General features: G+C 47.0%; 23 protein-coding genes and 1 riboswitch. Of the genes, 7 read left to right on the plus strand and 16 right to left on the minus strand.

Annotated elements, in window-relative coordinates; translation table 11 throughout:
- Positions 1 to 329: 329 nt before the first annotated feature.
- On the minus strand, positions 330 to 836 hold the full coding sequence (locus ACFYU8_RS08240) for a DUF4446 family protein (RefSeq protein ID WP_390294109.1): 507 nt from the start codon (positions 834 to 836) through the stop codon (positions 330 to 332).
- Between the two features lie 227 nt (positions 837 to 1,063).
- Positions 1,064 to 1,663 (minus strand): hypothetical protein, encoded by a 600-nt coding sequence (locus ACFYU8_RS08245; protein ID WP_390294107.1) that lies wholly within the window; start codon positions 1,661 to 1,663, stop codon positions 1,064 to 1,066.
- Positions 1,664 to 1,895: 232 nt separating this feature from the next.
- Here ACFYU8_RS08245 and ACFYU8_RS08250 point away from each other — a divergent pair, with 232 nt between their 5' ends.
- On the plus strand, positions 1,896 to 2,531 hold the full coding sequence (locus ACFYU8_RS08250; RefSeq protein WP_390294105.1) for a YktB family protein: 636 nt from the start codon (positions 1,896 to 1,898) through the stop codon (positions 2,529 to 2,531).
- Positions 2,532 to 2,615: 84 nt separating this feature from the next.
- Here the strand turns inward: ACFYU8_RS08250 and ACFYU8_RS08255 are convergent, their stop codons facing one another.
- Entirely contained in the window at positions 2,616 to 3,620 is a 1,005-nt protein-coding gene (locus tag ACFYU8_RS08255) for an NAD(P)H-dependent flavin oxidoreductase (RefSeq protein WP_390294103.1), read from the minus strand.
- Between the two features lie 121 nt (positions 3,621 to 3,741).
- Between ACFYU8_RS08255 and ACFYU8_RS08260 the strand changes: the two genes are divergently transcribed.
- Together ACFYU8_RS08260 and ACFYU8_RS08265 are read left to right on the plus strand one after the other, a co-directional pair.
- Entirely contained in the window at positions 3,742 to 5,214 is a 1,473-nt protein-coding gene (locus tag ACFYU8_RS08260) for an aminotransferase class I/II-fold pyridoxal phosphate-dependent enzyme (protein ID WP_390294101.1), read from the plus strand.
- Between the two features lie 121 nt (positions 5,215 to 5,335).
- Positions 5,336 to 7,273, plus strand: coding sequence for a beta/alpha barrel domain-containing protein (locus tag ACFYU8_RS08265; RefSeq protein ID WP_390294099.1), 1,938 nt, complete (start codon positions 5,336 to 5,338; stop codon positions 7,271 to 7,273).
- Positions 7,274 to 7,342: 69 nt separating this feature from the next.
- On the opposite strand, the gene ACFYU8_RS08270 is transcribed toward ACFYU8_RS08265, so the two are convergent.
- From ACFYU8_RS08270 to ACFYU8_RS08290, 5 genes are all read right to left on the minus strand, one after another.
- Positions 7,343 to 9,247, minus strand: coding sequence for a hypothetical protein (locus ACFYU8_RS08270; RefSeq protein ID WP_390294097.1), 1,905 nt, complete (start codon positions 9,245 to 9,247; stop codon positions 7,343 to 7,345).
- A gap of 106 nt (positions 9,248 to 9,353) precedes the next feature.
- Positions 9,354 to 9,479: a GapA-binding peptide SR1P gene (locus tag ACFYU8_RS08275; RefSeq protein ID WP_376897612.1), complete on the minus strand. Its 126-nt coding sequence runs from the start codon at positions 9,477 to 9,479 to the stop codon at positions 9,354 to 9,356.
- A 118-nt stretch (positions 9,480 to 9,597) separates the two neighbouring features.
- Positions 9,598 to 10,395 (minus strand): alpha/beta hydrolase, encoded by a 798-nt coding sequence (locus ACFYU8_RS08280; RefSeq protein WP_390294095.1) that lies wholly within the window; start codon positions 10,393 to 10,395, stop codon positions 9,598 to 9,600.
- Positions 10,396 to 10,504: 109 nt separating this feature from the next.
- Positions 10,505 to 10,804 (minus strand): DUF3055 domain-containing protein, encoded by a 300-nt coding sequence (locus tag ACFYU8_RS08285; protein WP_106840098.1) that lies wholly within the window; start codon positions 10,802 to 10,804, stop codon positions 10,505 to 10,507.
- 78 nt (positions 10,805 to 10,882) lie between these two features.
- On the minus strand, positions 10,883 to 11,431 hold the full coding sequence (locus ACFYU8_RS08290) for a MarR family winged helix-turn-helix transcriptional regulator (protein ID WP_390294093.1): 549 nt from the start codon (positions 11,429 to 11,431) through the stop codon (positions 10,883 to 10,885).
- Positions 11,432 to 11,611: 180 nt separating this feature from the next.
- On the opposite strand from ACFYU8_RS08290, the gene ACFYU8_RS08295 reads away from it, so the two are divergent.
- Positions 11,612 to 12,040, plus strand: a complete 429-nt coding sequence (locus ACFYU8_RS08295; protein WP_390294091.1) for a DUF1885 family protein — start codon at positions 11,612 to 11,614, stop codon at positions 12,038 to 12,040.
- Between the two features lie 113 nt (positions 12,041 to 12,153).
- Positions 12,154 to 12,789 (plus strand): glycoside hydrolase family 73 protein, encoded by a 636-nt coding sequence (locus tag ACFYU8_RS08300; RefSeq protein WP_390294089.1) that lies wholly within the window; start codon positions 12,154 to 12,156, stop codon positions 12,787 to 12,789.
- A gap of 112 nt (positions 12,790 to 12,901) precedes the next feature.
- On the opposite strand, the gene ACFYU8_RS08305 is transcribed toward ACFYU8_RS08300, so the two are convergent.
- The 5 genes from ACFYU8_RS08305 to dapD all read right to left on the minus strand — a co-directional run bounded on the left by ACFYU8_RS08305 (position 12,902) and on the right by dapD (position 17,331).
- On the minus strand, positions 12,902 to 13,264 hold the full coding sequence (locus tag ACFYU8_RS08305) for a DUF4912 domain-containing protein (protein WP_007723202.1): 363 nt from the start codon (positions 13,262 to 13,264) through the stop codon (positions 12,902 to 12,904).
- Between the two features lie 112 nt (positions 13,265 to 13,376).
- On the minus strand, positions 13,377 to 13,976 hold the full coding sequence (locus ACFYU8_RS08310) for a hypothetical protein (RefSeq protein WP_390294087.1): 600 nt from the start codon (positions 13,974 to 13,976) through the stop codon (positions 13,377 to 13,379).
- A gap of 278 nt (positions 13,977 to 14,254) precedes the next feature.
- Positions 14,255 to 15,388 carry an N-acetyldiaminopimelate deacetylase gene (locus ACFYU8_RS08315; RefSeq protein WP_390294085.1) on the minus strand — a complete coding sequence of 378 codons (1,134 nt, stop codon included), beginning with the start codon at positions 15,386 to 15,388 and terminating at the stop codon, positions 14,255 to 14,257.
- A 3-nt stretch (positions 15,389 to 15,391) separates the two neighbouring features.
- Positions 15,392 to 16,606, minus strand: a complete 1,215-nt coding sequence (locus ACFYU8_RS08320; protein ID WP_390294083.1) for an aspartate aminotransferase family protein — start codon at positions 16,604 to 16,606, stop codon at positions 15,392 to 15,394.
- Positions 16,607 to 16,620: 14 nt separating this feature from the next.
- A complete protein-coding gene (gene dapD / locus ACFYU8_RS08325) occupies positions 16,621 to 17,331 on the minus strand; it encodes a 2,3,4,5-tetrahydropyridine-2,6-dicarboxylate N-acetyltransferase (protein WP_007723196.1) in 711 nt (236 codons plus the stop codon).
- 92 nt (positions 17,332 to 17,423) lie between these two features.
- Positions 17,424 to 17,613: riboswitch (Lysine riboswitch) on the minus strand.
- A 139-nt stretch (positions 17,614 to 17,752) separates the two neighbouring features.
- On the opposite strand from dapD, the gene ACFYU8_RS08330 reads away from it, so the two are divergent.
- Together ACFYU8_RS08330 and ACFYU8_RS08335 are read left to right on the plus strand one after the other, a co-directional pair.
- The gene (locus ACFYU8_RS08330; protein ID WP_390294081.1) at positions 17,753 to 18,193 is read left to right on the plus strand and encodes a flavodoxin; all 441 of its coding nucleotides are present in this window, start codon (positions 17,753 to 17,755) and stop codon (positions 18,191 to 18,193) included.
- Between the two features lie 68 nt (positions 18,194 to 18,261).
- Positions 18,262 to 18,810, plus strand: a complete 549-nt coding sequence (locus tag ACFYU8_RS08335) for a GNAT family N-acetyltransferase (RefSeq protein WP_390294079.1) — start codon at positions 18,262 to 18,264, stop codon at positions 18,808 to 18,810.
- Here the strand turns inward: ACFYU8_RS08335 and ACFYU8_RS08340 are convergent.
- The 3 genes from ACFYU8_RS08340 to ACFYU8_RS08350 are packed head-to-tail and all read right to left on the minus strand — an operon-like array spanning position 18,785 to position 21,950.
- Positions 18,785 to 19,639 carry an EcsC family protein gene (locus ACFYU8_RS08340; RefSeq protein WP_390294077.1) on the minus strand — a complete coding sequence of 285 codons (855 nt, stop codon included), beginning with the start codon at positions 19,637 to 19,639 and terminating at the stop codon, positions 18,785 to 18,787. The genes ACFYU8_RS08335 and ACFYU8_RS08340 overlap by 26 nt on opposite strands.
- 13 nt (positions 19,640 to 19,652) lie before the next feature.
- Positions 19,653 to 19,847 (minus strand): hypothetical protein, encoded by a 195-nt coding sequence (locus tag ACFYU8_RS08345; RefSeq protein WP_390294075.1) that lies wholly within the window; start codon positions 19,845 to 19,847, stop codon positions 19,653 to 19,655.
- Positions 19,848 to 19,907: 60 nt separating this feature from the next.
- Positions 19,908 to 21,950 (minus strand): hypothetical protein, encoded by a 2,043-nt coding sequence (locus tag ACFYU8_RS08350; RefSeq protein WP_390294073.1) that lies wholly within the window; start codon positions 21,948 to 21,950, stop codon positions 19,908 to 19,910.
- Between the last annotated feature and the right edge of the window lie 17 nt (positions 21,951 to 21,967).

Consider the following 21,967-nt stretch of genomic DNA (forward strand, 5'->3'; position numbering starts at 1 on the left):
TTTTGGTTTGCATGGGTCGAGTACGACCGAACAGTTATCCAAATCAGAGGAGATACGCTAAGTGTCAACAAAAGAACGCTGTAGAACCTGGCCTTGCCCCGCGAATCGAAAATCGATTTGGGTAATGAAGGCGGATCACCTACTTTTTGTTTTTCGCAAAAAAGCCATTTTTGACATCTTTATTATACCTCAAGTGCCCTCAAAAGTCTTGAGCAAAATGACGATGAATTTTAGCAAAAAACCGGAATATCCGCAATCAGAGGCAGGGAAACCAAAAGATCTCCCTGATTCATTCATATGCTTGCTGTTTCATTGAATTTCAGAGGGACTTATATCCCTACCGTTGAGGTCATCGCTTTTTTGATCGCAGCCTGTTCTTCTTCAGACAGATGGTAGCTCGATGTCCCTTGCTCAAGCGGCTTGGCGTACACCCGAGATTCTTCACGTCCAAAAATGCTGGTGATCACAACGCCGTTCCCAGCGTCGTCTGTTATCGCCAACGAAAAGCTAAGATCACTGCCGACATCCCCGAAGGCATTGTAACGGATAATCGCTACTTTGCCACATTGCGCTGCCATACGTTGTGACAGTCGATTGATAGCAAACTGCTGATCGCTATGCTGTTTTTTCATCTCATCTACCTGATCCAGCAATCTGTGCAACCCTTCCTCGAGATTGGCTCCTCCCGCTCCTGTCATAATCCGGTTGATTGATTTCCTCAATCGACTAACCCGGACGGACTGCATAATCACGATCCATAACAGGATCAGTGTCAATGCGATAACAGCTAAAAGCAGGATCGCTACATTGGGGATTTGTGATAGGAATGCTTCCAAAACTTTTCTTCCTTTCCGGCGCGTGCGTAAATATGCTGTCAAAAACCTTCTTTATTGTACAACCGCTGGGCCTCCCATTCAAACAAGTCTTTTCTAAAAACAAGAATTACTAAATGGGCGACTATCACACTAAAAAAAGCGACACCCTCATTTGTTTGAGATGTCGCTTTTTCATTCCGTATTGGTTTGTGTCAAACTCATCGTCCTTTGCCTATCCTCCAGTCTGCCTACGCTTCCAAAAGCAACATTTCCCGACGGAGCAGTTTTAATCGCTCTGTGGACTGCTTTATTTGAGTTTGGTCCTTTGCTTGCATCGCGTCATACAACGTCGCCAATTCATAATCCAACTCCAGACGCAGCACCGGGATTCGTTCTTCCGAGTCACGTCGTTTCATCGCGGCAATTACCTGATCCATCGTTACATTGCAAAATTTTTCATAGATCACTTTTTTCTCAGCTCCTTTTAATTCCACTATTCTGACAACTTCCCCGTACTGGATTTGCTTCAGCAAGACGCACTCTTCAAAAGTGACCTTGATCATGGCATGCCCTTTTGCCCGCTCTACGAAGTGGTACAGTACGAGTGCCACCCGTGAATCATTGACAGGAATGCCTGCAATGTGCAGCTTATAGGACCCATTTAAACGCTGCATTTTCCAGTCGGATCGGCCATCTGTGGTGTTCACGAGGAGGTGAAACTGCTCGGGAGATTCTTTCCACGTGACGCTCACCCCTGCTTCCACCAGGGCCTGCACCATCGCGTGCAATGTTTTGCGGTCAAACCAAACTGCCAAATGAAAATACTCCAACTCCATGCCGAGATTCATCTTCTACAGGCCCCTCCCTTTGACAGAATACTCAGTTATCGTTTTTGCCGTAAGGGAGTGAGTGGTATATCATATTATTCAGGCTTTGGTTTTGCTATTCATAAAACTCGGCATGTATTTTTTTCCTGGATGGTATGATATCATATGGAGGATTCCAAGCTCCCTTGACGGGGACGATCGCCCTTTTCTTTCCAGTAGGGTTCGATGATGCTTAAAAAGAGGTGTTTGTTACATGCCAACGTTTCCGGGCTTTCGTCAAGAAGATTTTGATGTTTTTGCCATTGATGGATTGGATGCTCGGATGGACGCGATTAAAACCAATATCCGTCCCAAATTCGAAGCACTCAGCCAACACTTTGCGCCTTTTCTCTCCGTATCAACCGGGGATGAAATGTTTACGCACATAGCAAAGCATGCACGCCGTACGGTGAATCCACCCGCAGATACGTGGGTTGCCTGGGCTAATGATAAACGCGGCTACAAAAAACATCCGCACTTTCAAATCGGCTTGTGGGGAACACATTTGTTCGTTTGGTACGCGGTAATTTACGAGTCTCCTTCCAAAGAGGTCATCAGCGATGCGTTTAACAAGCGTCTAGATGAGGTCATTGCGATGATTCCGGAGCATTTTCACTGGTCCCCAGATCATATGCAACCAGCAAGCACCTCTCAAAAAGAGCTTGGTACGCCTGGCGTGAAAAAGCTGGTGGACAGGCTGGCACAGGTAAAAAAAGCGGAGTTGCTCTGTGGAATTACCATTGACCGTCATGATCCCGTCCTGGCAGACGGAGAAGCATTGCTCAGTCGTCTCGAAGAAACATTTGGCGTGTTGAGCAAGCTCTATACATTGGGAAATTCTCGTGGATAGATCGCCTCCCGCTTACTTTAGTTAAGATATATGCAAAAGAACAGGTCCGCTTTCTTTTGAAAAACGCAGGCCTGTTCTTTTGTTTTAGGAAAAAGACTGCAGTCGGTCCAAGGACTTGTTCACATCGCCAAACATGCGATCAAACAATTGCTGGACACTTGGTACATCATCAATCAAGCCGATAACCTGACCTGCCCAACCAAAACCACGCTGACTGTCGCCTTCATAAATAAATGTGCAATTGTTCTCTCCACTGATGAAGCTTTTTAACTGTTCGTAGCCTGCTCCTTCTTTTTCCAATTGAAGAATGTGATCAGAGCCCAGTGTACGAACGACCCTCGCAGGTGTTCCCAGTGTGCGCTTGATAACTGCGGTATCGTGCTCCGATCCAGCAACCAACGCCTCTTTGTAGGCAGGATGCGCATGGACACACTCTTTTGTCGCAATAAATCGCGTCCCCATCTCCACACCTTCTGCGCCAAGTGTAAGCGCAGCCAAAATCCCCCGACCATCACCGATGCCACCGCTTGCCAATACCGGAATTTTCACGGAATCCACCACACGCGGAATCAGAACAAACGTCCCGATATCATCACGCCCCAAGTGACCCCCACCTTCTTGTCCAACAGCCATCACAGCGTCTGCACCGATCGATTCCGCTTTTTGTGCTTGACGGGCAGATGCAACCAACACGAGCTTTTTGATGGGATGACCATCGAGTCTGCGCAGCAGCGGCTCTGGATTGCCTCCTGTTACTGAAATAGCCGCCACCCCTTCTTCAATTGCCACATCCAGCATTTCTTCATACGGTCGACCGTGTTGCCCAATCGCATAATTCACACCAAATGGTTTATCTGTCAATGTGCGGACCTTGCGAATCTCCTGTCGCAATGCATCCGCTGATGGCAAGGACATAGCCGTAATTTGACCGAGTCCCCCGGCGTTAGAAACAGCCGCAGCCAAGTCTGCGTAAGCCAAATAAGCCAAGCCACCTTGAACTACCGGATATGTAATTTGAAGTAGCTCCGTTACTCTCGTTTTCATCCTTTTATCACCCCGTGTAAATGACCTTCTCGGCTTACAGGCCAAACTCCTGCCACCACTCGCAAGCATGAATAAAAATTCGCTTGCTTTCCCCCCCTATTTTGCTATACTCAATTTGTTTGTTTTTGTCCTTATTATTCTTGATTAGTAAAGCGAGGCGATCGTAGTGAGACAAATGAAAACTCCTTTGTTCAGCGGGTTGTTGGAGCACGCCAACCGGAACCCGATTCAATTTCACATTCCGGGCCATAAGAAGGGTATGGGTATGCATCCGGCATTTCGCGAGTTCATCGGGGACAACGCTCTTTCGATAGACCTCATTAACATCGCGCCATTGGATGACCTGCATCACCCGAAGGCAATGATTAAAGAAGCACAAGATTTGGCAGCCGAGGCATTCGGCGCTGACCATACATTTTTTTCCGTTCAAGGTACAAGCGGTGCCATCATGGCGATGATCATGGCGACCTGCAGTCCTGGCGACAAAATTATCGTACCGCGTAACGTACACAAATCGATTATGTCCGCGGTTATTTTCGCTGGAGCAATCCCAATCTTTATTCACCCTGCAATGGACGAGCGTCTGGGTATTTCTCACGGGATCACAGTGAAGGCCGTACAAAAAGCACTGGAAGCCCATCCTGATGCTGCTGCCCTGTTGGTCATTAACCCAACGTACTTCGGTATTGCAGGTGACCTGCGTGAGATCGTGCGGGCTGCGCATAACTATGAAATTCCTGTCTTGGTAGACGAAGCTCATGGTGTGCATATTCATTTTCACGAGGAACTGCCGATTTCAGCCATGCAAGCAGGTGCCGACATGGCAGCGACGAGTGTACACAAGCTGGGCGGCTCTTTGACTCAAACGTCGATCTTGAATGTACGGGAAGGCCTCGTCGATGTCGATCGGGTTAAAACTGTAATGAGTATGCTCACGACGACCTCGACTTCTTACATCTTCCTCGCGTCGTTGGATATGGCGCGTCAGCATTTGGCCCTCAACGGAAAAATGCTTGCGGACCAAGCGATGGAACTGGCAGCAAAAGCACGCGATATGATTAACGAAATCCCACGCATCTACTGCGTTGGCAAGGAAATCCTTGGAAAGCCTGCAACTTTTGCGATGGACCCAACCAAGCTCCTCATCCACGTACGCGATCTCGGAATTACTGGATGGGAAGTCGAGAACTGGCTGCGTGACAAGTACAACATTGAAGTAGAGATGAGCGATCTGTACAACATCCTCTGCTTCGTTACTGCGGGAGATACGGAAGAATCTATCCGTACGCTGGTAAATGGCTTGCGTGATCTGTCCGTTGAATTTTCGCACGTACAAGCAGAAGAGAAGCCCACCATCTCACTGCCGAACATCCCTGTGCTGTCCACCACCCCTCGTGAAGCATTCTATGCAGAAACAGAGACGATTCCGTTAGTGGAAGCAGCAGGTCGGGTCATCACTGAATTCATCATGGTGTATCCTCCAGGTATCCCGATTTTCCTGCCTGGCGAGGTAATCACCGATGAAAATATCGCGTACATTCAAGAAAACATTCGAGTCGGGTTACCTGTACAGGGCCCTGAAGATGAGACACTGAAAACGATCAAAGTCGTAAAAAGACAAACCGCCATTTCTGGCTAAGCGATCCGAAACCAAAAAACGGCTGCCTCTTTCACGAGAGAGCAGCTTTTTTTATTTTTTATGCCAACATTTTGAGATAAGATGGGGATAGGAAAAATCAGGAAAGGCGGGCGATGCTGCCATGCCAGACTGGTCGTATCAAACGATGTTTCGGCCACTTCTCTTTCTCATGCCACCCGAACGGGCCCGATCTATTACCTTGCAGGCAATCGGCGCTTTGGCAAAAATTCCGGGTGGTTCGTTCATCATCGAATGGATGGGACATATGGAGCCTCCCTCACAACTCTCCAAAACAATTGGTCCTGTCACATTCCCTACTCCAGTCGGGTTGGGTGCCGGATTGGACCTGGAATGCATCGCCATTCAGGCGCTGTCCAAATTCAGTTTCGGGTTTCTAGAGCTGGGACCTGTGTCCAAAGAACCGATTGATTCTCACGGCACCGTTCAACGTGACGTTGCAGCGATGAATATCCACTATTCCAATTCTCTGGTAAATAATGGGATATATACCCTTCAGAGACGCTTGGAGGGGTCTTCTGGCATCAAAATTCCTATCGGAGTCAGATTGGCCTGCCGACCAGAAGCCAGCCTGAGAGAAGCCACAGAAGAGCGTCAGGAGCTGATCGTCCAACTGGAGCGTTTTTGTTCGTTTTTCACGATTGATACGCGGGCGAACATAGGACAGCCAGGATGGAGTCAGCCAGAATGGAAGGAACACTTTTGCAGTTTGCGTAGCCAAACGGATCTGCCACTCTTGCTGGCGCTCCCTCCTAGCCTTACAGAAGCGGAAGCACTCCCGATTTTTATCTCGGCAAAAGAAGCAGGACTCAACGGTCTAGTTGTCGCTGGAGGTATGATTCAGGAAGATTCACCATGTGCGAACAACTCTGTTTACATCACTGGGAGGAGTTCACACGAGCAAGCCGTCAAATTTGTCTCTTGGGCACGGGAACAGTGGTCAGATTCCCTTATTATTGGATCAGGTGGCATTCTGGAGCCACAAGATGCTCTGACCCTTCTTGCAGCGGGTGCCAATTTTGTGCAGTTGCACAGTGGCTTGGTCTATTCTGGCCCCGGCTTGCCAAAACGAATTAACGAAGCCATCTTGCAAACACAACCAGACACTGACCCTCCTCAAGAAAAACGGCCTGCTTTTTTATTTCCTTCTTGGATATGGGGAATCATGTTGGGCATGGGCATGATCATCGGTGGGGCACTTGCTTGGCTGGTCGCCGCAACAACCGTCATCCTCCCCTATGACGAACGTTTTCTCGGAATGTCAGCCGAACAGCTTGAGCTCCTTAATGCGCAGATCCTCTCTTTTATGTCACACGATCGGATTAGCCTGGCTGGAACGATGATGTCCATAGGAATTTTGTATAGCCAATTGGCCTACCATGGCCTACGCAAAGATATTCACTGGACGCGGACCATCTTGCTCGTCTCTGGTGCCGTTGGGTTTTCCAGCATCTTTTTATTTATTGGATACGGGTACTTCGATTACTTGCACGCGATTTTAGCGCTCGTGTTGTTTCCCTTGTTTTTGCTCGCATTACGGACACCTGCAAAGGTTCATTTGACTCGCTTACCACCACAGCTTCACAATGATCGGGATTGGCGAATGGCTCTATGGGGACAATTGCTCTTTGTCATCATCGGATTCGGTTTGACAGGGGCTGGTCTTATCATTTCGATCATTGGCGTCACAGGTGTCTTCGTTCCTTCCGATCTCGTCTTTCTCTGTGTGTCTGCTGATACCTTGCAGTCTTACAATGAGCGATTAATTCCGGTGATTGCTCATGACCGTGCTGGCTTTGGCGGGGCATTAGTTTCGAATGGCCTGGCCGTCTTGCTGATTAGCCTTTGGGGTATCAGGCGAGGAGAAGCGTGGATTTGGTGGACGTTGTTTTTAGCAGGCATTCCAGGCTTTGTTTCTGGCATAGGCATACATTTTACTGTTGGCTATGTCGATTTTATTCATCTCTTGCCTGCTTATGTTGCAGTCATTTTATTTCTCGTAGCACTCGTCCTTTTGAAGCCGTATTTATGCCGGACATAAAAGAAAACAGACGAAAGAAATCCTTTCGTCTGTTTTTCTCTCATGGAGTCTGACTCTATTTATTCAGAATCAGTCCTCGTCTTTTTCATCATCATCATCGTCGTCTTCGTCATCATCACCCGAAGCGAAAGCCAACGTGTAAACGTACGGATCTTTGTCGCGATCATCTACCCAGACAATGCGATTTCCACCCATGCGCGGGTTTTTGATTTCCGCATCATCATCCCACTCGATATCGCTAAATGACCCCTCTTCGAAATCATACAGCTCAAAGTAGGACTGTTTGCCTTTCCCGGACAGACGATTGTCTTCGAACAAAATCATATTGCGTGAAGCCTGTGGATTTTTCTGGTCGCCTTCTGTATATCGCAGCAACGGATTCACTTTTTGACGGTCGATGCTGTAATAATACAAATCCCAACCTGTTTTGGAATTGCCAGTATCTTCGCTCCAAACCACGAAATTGTCGCCAAGCTCTGCTTTCTCGACTTTTACGTTATCACGAATTTTTCTTTCTTTATCATCTTCGATATCGTAGAGAACAATCGTTGCTTTCTTTTTACCTTCTTCGACTACCCAGGTTGCATAGTTTTGATAAATATCAACGCTCAACGGTTCACTTTTCAGCCTTGATACCTCCGTATGCTTTCCAGTGGACAGATTTGTGATGATCACTTCTGCTCTGCGATCGACATTGACCCACAATAGGCGCTCTCCGTCGATTTCATAAAACTTCTCACTCGGCTTTTGATCATCATCTTCATTTGTAATCTGCGTTTGGACGCCTTTCCGAATATCGTAGGAGAAGAGTGCGTCTTCCCGCTGATCATACCAGACAACATAACGAGAACTGACGACAGGGCGAGCTGCATCGTGATCTGGGTCACTGATGGCTTTGCTCGTTCCTTTTACCATATCGTAAAGAACGATGGAATTGTTATTCTTAGACTTTGATGCATAAGCGACATAGCGATCGTGACCACTTGGATCAATAGGATTGCCACCTACACTCCCCAGCGGAACTTGCTTTTTCTCGTCCAGATCATACAGGTGAAGCTGGAGCCTTTTATTACTGTCCTTTTTGGCATACAAAACATAGTCGCCATAAATTCTCGGCCCTACATTTCCATAAAGGTTGGAGTCAAGTTTCTTTTTGGACGATTTATCGACGGTACGATACATCAGATTATTATCTTCAGCATACACATAATCGTCTTTGTACATATGTACAAATTCTTTGTCATTCGAACCGTTCGTCAATTCTTTATTTCTACCATTGCTGATGGTATGCACGTAGATTTGATTATAGGAGCGATTCTCGTACAAAATTTTATTCGAGGAAAGAGTAGGACGCCCTTGATCGCCTTTTTGGACGACAGCTGCCTTTTCTTCTCTCTTCTTGATATCGTAATAGTAAATATCGCCGTTGCCATCACGATCATCTTCCCATGCGACATATGCATCGCTTACCACTGGGTTGCTTGCTTTTCCACTCGCAGATACGATCTCTGTATCTCCTGTAGAAATTTTGTGCAGATAAACATCCCCGTTATCTGTCCAGACAACGTTTTTATCCCCGATCTCCACTCCATCGACAGATGCTGACCCGTCTGACAATCGGGTTTCTTTTTGCTTCGCGATGTCGTACAAGTAGACGTTCGAACCTCCGTCACGGGAGTCGATCCACACGACATACTCACCATCGACTTTTGGATTCGTCTTTTCAGATTCCTTGTCGCCAATTTGAGTTTGTGTACCTTTATCGAGATTGTAAAGGGTTACGGCTTCTTCCCCTTCAACCATCCACACGGCATATTTTTTGGAAATGTCATAACCGGCTCCAGAAATTTCAGGCTTGCTCGCGTCAATTTTTTCTTCATCACCAATAGTGTAGGCAAGCGCCGGTGTCCCGCTCCACAGAGATGTGACCAAAAGTGCAGCGGCCAGCATTCCCTGCATCGGTTTTCGCTTCATGAAACAATTCCTCCTTTTGCAACGATTTTCACACTTCTCCATTATCCTCCATACGGAAAAGGTTGTCAAAAAAAACAGGCCTCAACATAGGCCTGTTGACTATATTTTATTCTTTTTCCTGTCTGTCACCAGGTCGGCAGTCACAGTTGCACACCGCATAAAGCGTTTTCACTGAATTACATTCAAAATGCTCGATGATGGTTCCGCAAGTCTGACATACGATAGTTCCCATCTATGTCCCCTCCGCATTCAATTGATTCACATATTCCTGTAAATGTTATGTTACATTCATATTAATATGCCACCACATTCGGAGTCAAGATGCATTTGATGATAATTAGTATGTCACATTAATTTGTAATATTGTCATTCAACCAGTTCACGATTTTTCGCAAGACTTCTTCCTTTTCCGGTTCATTCAATATTTCGTGCCGCAAGCCTGGGAATCGTTGAAAGGTTTGTCTGTCTGGTAGACCCGCTGTAAACTGCTCCACTGCATCCGCATCAACCAATGTATCAGCACCAGCCTGCAAAACAAGGACTGGATGCTTGATTCGACTTCTTTCTTCCCATGCCTTTTCCATAGAGCGGTTCAATTCCGTGAACCATCTGACACTTACCTTGGAATAATTAAGCGGATCATTCTGATAAGCAGCCTGAACAGCTTCGTCACGCGATACCATGTCGGGAGTGATTCCATTCGGCATGACAAGTGTTGGCCAGACCCGATCGAGAATCTGTGCCAATTGCTCCTTCCACGCCGGCACAGTCAGTTTTAGCTTCAAGCATGGCGATGTGAGAATTAACCCTGCTAGCTCTTTACTCCGCTCATCCGTTTGAATAAAGCGAGTCGCAATGAGACCTCCCAGACTATGCCCCATTAAAAATACTGGCTTCTCTCCTGACGCATCTGCAAGAGCGTTGCTCGTCCACTCGCGCACACGGGACAAATAGTCTTCGAATGATTCAATATGACCCCGTCTCCCAGGAGAGCTCCCCCATCCCGGCAAATCATCCGCATATACGTCCCAGCCTGCCTGATTGAAATATCCTGCTACATGTTCATAACGCCCATGATGCTCACCCGTTCCATGGACGAGAACAATCGCTCCCCGAGAGTCTTTGGCCGACCATTTATGTACACCCATCCACACTGTTCCTCCTACTACTTGATTTCTTTCGATTATACTAAAAAACGGATAGGCCATTTTTTACAGAAAAACCAAAACGAGCAGAAGATAAACTTCTGCTCGTTACCTAATACTGATTTTCTTCAAATGGAATGGTTGGTAAATGCTCCTGGAAAAATTCAGCAAGCGCGACTGCCTCGTTCTCTGAATCCAGCCTGAAAATTTTTTGCAGGTATCCTGGATTCACCGCGTCCTCTGAACTGAGAAGAGTCGATTGCCCTGTTTGCATACAGATCACTAACGGCTTCCCATAAAACTTGTGTGTGAATACCATGCCAAAGTCGTAACGAGTTCCCTCTGAGATAAAACCAAGGAAACGTACATTAGCGTTCTCCGAAACGTCGTATAAGTGGTCGTAGTGCTCCATCAGCAATCCCTCCTCAACAGTATTTTGGCATCCGAATTTCGTGAAATATTCGGATTATTAACTAGTATAAGCGAAAAATCACGATTTTGCCACCCATACTGCATTATTTACCAGACGCGTCGGGTTAATAACCCTGTCTTCCCCTTCTTGAATCCATCTCACTTTTTCTGCACCATGCAAAGATTGCGCGACAAAGGAGAGACATTCAAAGAACAGTTCAACTACTGCTGTACTGTATCGTTCCTCCATTTTCTCCAATGCATACGTCAATCTAAAAATATCTGGTACACTTCTTCGACTGGCTTCCAATACTTCTTTTCCTTTTTCCGTCGGGTATACGTGAACCACGCGTCCATCCAACTCCGACTTTTCGATGGTCACCATGCCTTTCTCCATTAATTTCTTGATATGAATGACAATCGATGAGGGATGCCAGAAGGTCCAATCTGCAATTTGTGTGACGCGTACACCTTCATAACAATAGATGATCCAGAGAATGTTTAACTGTACGGAAGAATCCAATTCGGCTTCCTTCGCTGCCCGCTCCCAGTCTTCTTTGTTCACCACATCGATGGCGCGCATGGTGTTTAAAGCTTCGAATACGTGTCTAATTGAGGCCTCCTGCATCGTATATTCCTCCATGATCCTTTATCGTTCATCTAACGGCTATATAAATATGATATATATTTTACACTTTTCAGAAAAAACGCGCAATTGTTTTTGGTCGCCAACTGCCTCATTGCCAAAGAGTGGAAGACAATGCTACACTAAACGCACAGAATACCGGTACTAGGAGTGAGTGCAGTCGTGAAACTTCAATCGGCCTACATCTATTTCGTTGATGGTTCTACCGCAGCATCTGTAAGTATTGACGACGTGAAAGCCAAGTTTACGCGATACGTTGACATGACCACAAAAACAGGAAAGCAGTTGGGCTGGACCTATGCTGACGCCGCTTTCCCTTACACCCTAGAAGAACGCCCTGAAGGAACGAACTCGTGGTTCCTTCTCAAAGGAAAAGACCCAAACATGTACAAAGCCATCGTCGTGGGAGTCGGGAGCAAAAATGAAAACGGTTCCGAAAAGCACTACATACAAGTGTCCCTTCCTGAATCAGCAACACACGGCGATAAAAACAAGGCAAATGAGTACTGTCGATACTTGGCACGCGATTTTAAAGGAGAGCTCCACCTCTTCAACAAGCGTATTCAATACTTCCAGCCTCGAAAACCATAATGCAAAAACGTAAAAACAGTCGAGAAATATCGGCTGTTTTTTTCATGTTCAGGCCTATTCCCCCTACCCTCTTTTTTTCATACGAATAACAAAGAGAGGAAAGGGGTGTGCTTATGGATGCGGCATTTATTGAGTTGGTTGCTGTCCAAGCGAGAAAGTCTTATCTGAACTATCGTTTATTCCCCTCCATTATCATAGCGCAAGCCATACTCGAGTCAGGTTGGGGTAAAAAAGTACCTGTTGACCCTGCCACTGGCAGATCCTCGTACAACCTCTTTGGAATTAAGGGAACGGGACCTGCTGGCTCTGTCACCATCGAAAGCAAAGAGGTCGAAAACGGAACGACGGTCACACGTACTTCCCAGTTCCGTGCTTATGAAAATTACCAGCAATCCATGGACGATCATACCCAGTTTTTACTCAAGCCCGCGTACAAAAACGTGCTGACAGCCACTACTCCCGCACAAGCCGCACAGGCTTTAGAAGAAGCCGGCTACGCTACAGATCCTGCGTACGCTGAAAAGCTAACGCGCCTCATTCAGACGTACAATTTGTCCCAGTACGATCAATTCGCCTCAGAAGAACCACAAGCGTTTCCTCCCTGGAAATTAGAGCTGGGCAATCGTGCGTTACAAGAGGGCTTACTGACCTCGCCTGAATGGCTAAAAAAGTTAGACGAACCAATGCCAGTATGGGCGGTTTTAGCGGTTGCCCTGCGCCTGCTGGATATACAGAGAAATAAGCCATGAGTGCATGAATAAAAATCAAAAGCCCCATTGCCACAAACAAATCTTGTGGGTAATGGGGCTGTTTCGTATAAAAATGCAGTTGCCTCAGTCGTACGTTGCTTGAGCACGTTGATCAAATCATTTGAGACCTGGACAGCGAATAAAACCTTCCGTCCACCATCCGAATTCCCAGATCGACGCAATATTCCAATCCTTGCGTCACTCCGTACAATATCCATTCGGAAGAGCGGTGGTTGATATCAAAATCAGTGTAAAGGTCAGTGCCATCATTTCGGATCTCTTTGCGGTACGTCACATCAAAAAGGCGTAGGACAAAAGGCAGTTCAGCAAACGGAATAGCAAACTTTCGCTCTATTTCTTGCTCAAACTCCTTCGTCATGCTCCACTCTGCCTGAATGGATTGTTCATCTTTCCAGGCAATGCGTATACTCGGGCCTTCTACATCTGTGGACGATCGCGGGGGATTTGTCTCCATTTGCTCCCATCGTTCCTTTCTTTCATGTACTTGCTATCACCAAGAATATTGGCTTTTCCGTCTATTATAGCACGGGGACATGCAAAGTGGAAACGCATCCAAGCCATAATTTTTAACGCCCAACTGCAAATGTATTTTCACCAACGGTTACATAAGAAGTGAATTTCTCGGATTTCATTTGAACTTGTACTTTATAAGTACCGTATGCTTCGAGTTTAGTAGATACAAAAGGCTCAGAGAAATAGAAGCTGTTTGCATTTTGCGTGGAGTATTTCCACTCTTTCCCTTTGGACACTTCTTTGCCGTCTGGTCCGATCAACACGAGTTGCATGCGCAAATCTTTGGCTATAGGCGCGTCATCGACCTCGACGAACACGTTAAACGTACGAGGCACATTCTTGTCACTGTATCCTTTTACAGGGTTGCTGAAAACGACATTTTTATTGCGGGTCTGCTGAATCCCTTCGACCACAATAATATTCACGTTTGGCTTAATCACTTGCAATTTTCCAGATTGCTGATCATAATCGGCGAAACCACCGAGCCTGTTCACTAATGTTCCTACCGATTCAGCCTTGGATGCAGGCATTTCACTCGCTACCGTTTCAGCGCCGAAAAATACGCGCATCGCACCCTCTCCCATCGCGGCAGTGCTCCCCACCCCTGCTGCTACAGTCAACGCCAACAAGGCCGATAACCATGCTTTTTTCATGTCAATAATCCTCCTGTATGTGTGCGCGGCAGCGCTTGTTTTTCCGGAATTTCTTCTCTCTAGTTTATACGTTTGGAAAAGAAAATAGTTGTGCTGCCCCGATAAGTTTTTTCAACACTATCCACATTATCCACAAGCACAAAAAGCGTAGGAAGAAAGACTTATGCACAGAGATGTTAGTAACTACTTCTGTAATCTTGACGAGAATACCCGTTGGGAATGAATGACACAGAAAAAAGAGCGGCTATCAAGCCACTCTTTTTTGCTCCTGACACCTGCTACTCCTGTTGCGAAAGCCTTGTAAAATACCGAGAGACCAGTCGAATGGCGACCTCGATCGCGTCTTCGTTCGGCTCAATTTTGGAATGATGCAAGCCGTACGGCGTCTGCACACCCAGCCAGAACAAAAAGCCGGGAATTTCTTTCAAAAAGTAACCGAAGTCTTCTCCAGTCATGGCTTCCTTGCAGGTGATGAGGGTTACATCTTCAGATTGTTCCTGTACCCAATGCATGAAGTCTGTCGTTAGCTGCTCCTCGTTGTAAACCTGGCAGTAGCCAACACCGTAGTCAATCGTAGCCTGGCACTCAAAGCCTGTTTCCACTCCCTTTACGAGAGATTCAATACGGCTCTTGACGAGTGCCATTGATTCCATCGAAAAGGTTCGGATGGTCCCTTCTAGCCTGGACTTCTCCGCGATGATGTTCTGCTTCGTCCCGCTCTCCAGCTTGCCAATCGTGACAACGGCCGAATCCAATGGATCAATATTGCGCGAAATAATCGATTGAAGCTGTGTCACCAGATGGCTTCCTGCGACCACCATGTCGTTCGCTTTATGCGGGAAGGCTGCATGCCCCCCTTTGCCAATCAAATCAATGTACAACTCAGAAGTGTTGGCAAACAGAATTCCAGGCTTCGTCGCAATATGACCAACTGGATATTCTGGTGCGATATGCAGGGCAAAAATACAGTCAGGTCGCCACCCTGCAAACTCTTCACTTTCCATCATCGGTTCCGCACCGCCAGGACCTTCTTCTGCCGGTTGGAAGAGGAACAGCAAATCATCTGCTATAGGATGCTCGGTAAAATGAGTCAGGAGGCCAAGAGCAATTGCCATATGCATGTCATGCCCGCATGCATGCATGTATCCTTCATGAAGCGAGCGAAACGGGTAGGACGTTTCCTCTGCGATTGGCAGGCCATCCATATCCGTTCGCCAGGCAATTAGTCGTTTTGGCTTCATTCCTGCCAGCTTGACCAAAATGCCAGTCCTCCACGTTTTGATCTCGATTCTCTCCTGGGGAAGCTTTTTCAAATAATCGAGCAAGTATTGTTGCGTCTTCACTTCAGCGAAGCCTGGCTCTGGTATTAGGTGCAGGTCTCGGCGAATTTGTGTAAACAAGGAAGTCGTCATGGTTTACGCCTCCTTTTTCGTACCTGTTCTTGCTGTTAATTGCCCCTCGAACACAGCAAGGAAACGGTCTACATCGGCTTTTGTCAACGTCAGTGGCGGAAGCAGACGAACAATCGTTTTCTGCGTCACGTCAACGAGAATTCCTTCGTCAAGCAATGCTTGCTGTAAGTGGCTTACCTCTTCTGGGGTCGATGAGAGCGGAATTCCAACCATCATGCCTTTCCCGCGAAGGGATTGAAGCTGATCTGGAAGACGCGTTCGCAGCGCATCCAATCCCGACCACAGGTACGCAATCACCTCTTCTACATGAGCAGTGAAGGCTGGATCAAGCAATTCGTCCAACACGACATTCCCGAGGGCAGCAGACAGTGGTGATGGTGCAAACGTCGTTCCGTGATCCCCCGGTCTGAACTGGTTCATCAGCTTTGGACCAGCGATGACACCACCGAGCGGAAGCCCTCCCCCTATGCCTTTGGCAAAAAGGATAAGGTCTGGTGTTACGCCTGCATGCTCATAAGCAAATAGCTTTCCTGTTCTGCCCATTCCTGTCTGGATCTCGTCCATGACAAAGAGCATGCCTTCTTGTTCACAGATCGCAGCTACCTCTCGCAAGAACTGTTCCGTTAGCGGCACCACACCGCCAGAACCCAAGACTGGCTCCATGAGGATCGCAGCGGGGCTTGCTTCCTGGCAAATCGCTCGCAATCCTTCCGTGTCCTCCGCATCCAGTTCATAAACAGGAAAAACCGGCTGAGGAAAGTCTTGATAGACGTGAGCCTGCCTCGTCAAACGCACGGCTCCAAGTGTTCGACCGTGAAAGCTGTTGCGTAAAACAACGATGCCTTCACGACCTGCTCCCTCGTTCTTTGTCCATTTATGAATCAGCTTGATCGCAGATTCTGTAGCCTCTGCACCAGAGTTGGTGAAAAATACTTTCCCACTGATGCTGTTCGCAACCAAGCGCTCGGCCAAACGAATCGCCGGCTTGTTTAAAAATACATTAGAAATATGCAAGAAGCGCTCTCCCTGCTCACGCAACGCCTGTACAATGCGCGGATGAGAATGCCCCAGAACGTTTACCGCGAGTCCGGTAAACAAGTCGAGATAGCTCTTTCCATTCGTATCGTACAAGTAATTTCCTTCGCCTTTTTCGATGGCAATCGGAAGTCTTTTGTAAGTGGAGACAATATATTGTTCATCGAGCGAACGCCAGTCCATGTGCACTCTCTCCCTTACAGCTGACGTAGCTCCTGCTTGATCTCTGTCTTGGAACGAGTTTTTTCATCGATTTGCTTGATTACACGTGCAGGTGTTCCCGCAACTACCACGTATGGAGGTACATCTTCAATCACGACAGCACCCGCTGCAACTACAGCACCTTTTCCTACTCGTACGCCTTCCAGAATGACAGCATTTGCTCCGATGACAACATCATCCTCGACAACAACTGGCTGTGCAGATGGCGGCTCGATTACACCCGCGATAACCGATCCCGCGCCGATGTGGCAGTTTTTCCCGATGGTTCCACGTCCACCTACCACAACATTCATGTCGATCATTGTACCTTCACCGATAACTGCACCGATGTTAATGGAAGCACCCATCATGATGACCGCGTTGTTACCGATTGTCACTTGGTCACGAATAATTGCGCCTGGCTCAATACGCGCTTGAATCCCTTTCGTATCAAGCAATGGAATGGCGGAGTTGCGGCGATCGCTTTCTACCACATAGTCTTCAATTTTGTCTGCATTAGCTGCGAGTACTGGCTCAATCTCTTTCCACTCACCAAAAACAACACCAGTCGGGCCAGTAATGAAAGCTTTGGAGCTCGCACCGAAGTCGATTCCCTCCAGATTCCCTTTCACATATACCTTCACCGGTGTTTTCTTTTCGCTTTTTTGAATAAACGCGATAATTTCGTTGGCATCCATCATGTTCATAGTTACATCCTCCTCTAAAATAACAGCGTGGTAAATCAAAAAAAGCAATGAGTGCATTCGCTATCTCATTGCTCTTGATACTACTTAAGCAAATCATAAATAGCGCTCCACAAAAAGACGTAAGGTCCCTCGTGACAGGATGATCATTTTTCATGAGACACCCCAGCCTGTGCTACGTAAGGGCATAGCATAAGCTTCGGCGCTTTAGCCTTTCTTCCTTCTCCTGCCCCCTGACAGATTACGAAAAGGCTTACTCTTCTTCGGCGCACCTCTATTTAGAGTACATTATTATAATTTTATTTAACTCTACCAAAATCAATGAAAGGTGGCAATAAGAAAAAAGTTGTTGACAACGATTCTCATTTTCATTATTTTATTTGTGAGAATGATACTCATTATCCGATTGGAGGTTTTACGTTTTATGAGCATTTTGATGGTTTACGCGAGCATGACAGGGAATACACAGGAGATTGCTGAAGCAATTGCGGAAGGTATTCGTTCAACTGGTGCTGAGCTGGAGATAAAAGAAGTAATGGATGCGAGCGCAAAAGAACTCGAAGCTTATGACGGAATTCTGCTTGGCGCCTACACATGGGGCGATGGCGAACTGCCAGACGAATGCCTGGATTTTTATGAGGAAATGGATGATATTGACCTCAGCGGGAAAAAGGTTGTCGCTTTTGGCTCTTGCGACTCCGCTTATGAGCATGTCGGTGCAGCTGTCGATATTTTGCTGAAAAAAGCGAGCGAGCGTGGCGCGGAAACGCCGATGGAAGGATTGAAAATCGAGCTTTCTCCTACTGCAAAAGAAGTGGAAACTTGCAAAGCATTTGGTGTATCGTTTGCTAAATTGCTCGGCTAAATTGCATTTCCCAAATACTCTGGCACATGATATACTATCAATCCAACTTTATCAGGAGGATTGATCTCATGTCATTACATACAGATGAGATTCTATTACGGCCTCTCCACCAACAAGACGCAGCCGAGCTCCTAGAGCTTCGGCTGCGTAATCATGACTTTCTCCAACCATTTGAGCCGATCCGTCCCGCTTCTTTTTTGACCCTCGCAGGACAGCAAGAGCAGAGTTCACAAGCACAAAAAGATTTTGAACGTGGCACCGCCTATGCTTTTGGCGTATTCTCCCGAGAATCCGAAAAGATGATTGGACGTGTAGCGTTGTCTAATGTCGCACGCAGCGCATGGCAAAATGCGACGATTGGCTACTTTATGGATCAGGCGTGCAATGGCAAGGGCTATACGACATCCGCAGTAAATCTCGCCCTTCGCTTTGCTTTAACAGATGCTGGGCTGCACAGGGTGCAAGCTGCTGTCATGCCTCGCAATAAAGCTTCCATTCGCATTTTAGAAAAGAACCGTTTTCGCCAGGAAGGGCTTTCTTTACGCTATTTGCAAATTAACGGTGTATGGGAGGACCATCTCATCTACGCTCTTACTGCTGAGGAGTGGTCTCATTAATCTCGTCGCTCTTTTCGCTTTCACGTAGCCGCTCCAGAACGCGCCGTTTGCGATACAGCATCATCCCGGCTTCAGCGACATCCTGTACGGTTGAGCGGTTCAAATATGCCCCGAACAAAATACCCGCAATGGGTACCATTTGAAATAATTTTTTCCACCCAAAGTTTTCTGTGTATGTTACCACGACTTCACGCCATCCCTGCAATTGGGCCATTACCTCTCTCTGCGCATTTGGATCATCAAAGCGCGAGAGCTCAGCGAGTATCGCTTTTTTCCCTACGATGTCTGATGAGGCAAACTGCAAGCATTTGACAACAAACAGCCGCTCTCTCTTCTCTTCTGGTCGATAGCCATAGGCAAGTGCCATCTCTTGTAATACTTTGAGGGATGTCCCCATTAATAACGGGATATCGATCGCGAGGGTAAAGATCCCTCCGAAGCCGGTCGTCGCACCTTGTACAGTGGCAAAATTCGCACGTGAATCCTTCAGCTCCATCGCAACATCATTCATAATTGTAAGCGGCACTGCAGCAATCTCTTCCTTGCCAATAACAGACGTGCCCTGTGCCTCTAACCGTTTGCGAAACCGCTTGTAAATGGGTTCATCCTGCACCAAATAAGTTCCACCTGTCTCAAGAAAGGCTGCCATTTCATCTACGGCTTTTCCCAGCTTCTCTTGGACGAATGCAGGCGTAATCCGATCCAACAGAACAAATGGAAGCCTGCCAAGCTTTTCCCAGAACCACAAGTCGTTCTGATCCTTCTCCCAAGCCTCCACTTCACGTAATGCCGTAACCAATGTCTCCTTAGACTCCCTCAACCCCAACAACCTCCCTGGCTGCTCACACAGATTCTCCTCGCTTCCACTGACATTGGTTGCGCAAAATGGACTTCATATAGTCCTGCAACTCTTCTGACGTGGCGTGACAGACGAATTCTTTTTTATTTCTTACGATTCCCAGCTTCAAATGTTTCACTTGCTCTCCTTCGATCCGAAACCCGAACTTTTCCAAGATCGCCTTCTGTTCGTTTGTCACAAAACTTCCTCCCCTTGTAGTCGAAGACCCCCATGCCAAAATGCAAGGGGGTCTTCGTACCTACTTCACTTCAATTGTAATCGTCAATGTTTCATTGCGCTCATTTACATCGGTTTTCTTATTGTACTTTCTTTTGGAGTTGATAACCGTGCAGGTCTTGTTTTTGAGCGTATTCGTTACCTTGATCTTGTATTCTCCAGGCTTATCCGTATCGATATACCTTTTCAAATTCAGTGATTCAAGCCCCTCACCATCGTCGCCATCACCTTTGCTTGGCTTGATGCTGGCGATCACTTCCTCCCCGGAAAAGATCTCGATCCGATTTTCTGAGGAAATGGTACCGTTACTGTGCTTCCGAGAGGCACCAATACCGATTTCGCCATGTTTCCATTCAAATTTCGGCATATAGTAGGCCTTCTTTTCGCTCTTATCCCTGATCTTTTTGGATCCGACTAACTCAGCATGAGTAGCGATCAGCTTTAGGTCTTCCCATTCTTCGAGATCATCGCCTGCGCTCACGGTAATCTTTTGTCCGTCCCGGTATTCCTTGCCGCTCTCGCTTCGAAGAAGGAGTGGCGAACTTGGCGGACTTACGCCTGTATCACCCGGCTCACATGCCGGATACGACTTGATTGGAGGCAAATCTTCAATCACTTGAACGTAGCCGCACCATACTTGGGCCGGGTCTCTTTTGCTATAGTAGTTGACTTTGTAGCGACCTGGCTTATAACCGGACAACAGCAATGCCGTGTGATCCCAATTCAATTTGCTCTCGTCGGCAATGACGTTATCGATCGCCCATACACCTGGCCCCTCATCATCATCCGCTTCACTTCCATATTCGATATGTTCGGCAGCAGTTGCCAGCCAGATCACATGAACAGGATTCTGATACAGCTTGACTGTATTATCAGAGGAATACAGGTTCATCTTTTCTACCCTCGGTGTTGATTGTTCGTTCTGCTGCATCAACACATCCATCGTGACATTTCCACCAGCAGGGCCGCAGGCATTTGGTGCACCTGGTATTTGTATTTGAACCGTTGTCACCGAAGTATCGCCCCACAAAGACGATGTCTCTTTTTGCCCCGAAACAGGTTCAAAGGTAACAGTGATTGTGATTCCAGCCAGTCTCTCAGGAATGTCCACCTCAAAATGCTGTGCATCTGCCAAGGTTTGTCCTGTCCCGTTCACCGACCATCTTCCTGGGATTGGCGAATACAACGGAACCTTCCCTGATGCTGCTGGAGCTGTTATTTTTTGATCTTGTGTCAGCTTTTGACCGCTTGTATCCGTTCCCATGTACAGCTCTGCAACGCCTACTTGAATCGTCGTCATCCAAGGTGACATGGTTGTATCGTCCGGAACAAAGAGGAGCTCATACTGCCCCGTCAACAATGTACCCGTCGAAAATATTGTCGCAGGAACAGACCTCATCTCTGTACTCGTGGATTTATTTGTTAATTTCCATGTGCCCGGTACAGAACTGGTAAAGTCGTGTGAACCCATCGTTCCAAAAATAGCTGTTTGCCCGCCACTTGGTACTGGTTCTCCTTCTGTCTTTTCCCCATTAAATATACTCGGGTAATTTTTGGCCTCTACTAGAAACCGCACATGCAACGTACTGCTCTTCCCTTTGGCATCCGTCACAATAAAGGTCAAGGTATGCGAGCCAGCAGACAGCTTTTCCGCTGGAATGGTAAACCGAGGTACTTGCCATTTGAAAGAAGTCTGTGACGAGGTATTTTCGGCTTGATACTCCGTTAACTCTACTCCATCCAATAAAACTTCCTTCCGATTGAGGTTGGTGCCAGTTCCATAAGTGGTCTGTATCACGTCAATATCAAGTGGCGTCTCTGGAGGAAGAATAAACTCATCGTTCTTCACCCAGTTCCAGCCATTTGAATCCAGTCCTGCAACCTGATAATCGTTAAAGATAACCATATCGTGAACAGGCTGCTGCCGGATCGGCTTAGATACTTGGCTGTTTTTTTTCATAGATGCTGCTGCCCCGGCCCCCATGGCTGGCGGTACTGACACACCTGATAAAAAGGTGCCAGTTGCCAAACACACTAGAAGTGCTTTTACAACCCATTTTTTCACGAATTGTCCTCCCACTT

Source organism: Brevibacillus sp. NPDC003359 (assembly GCF_042878995.1).
GTDB lineage: Bacteria > Bacillota > Bacilli > Brevibacillales > Brevibacillaceae > Brevibacillus.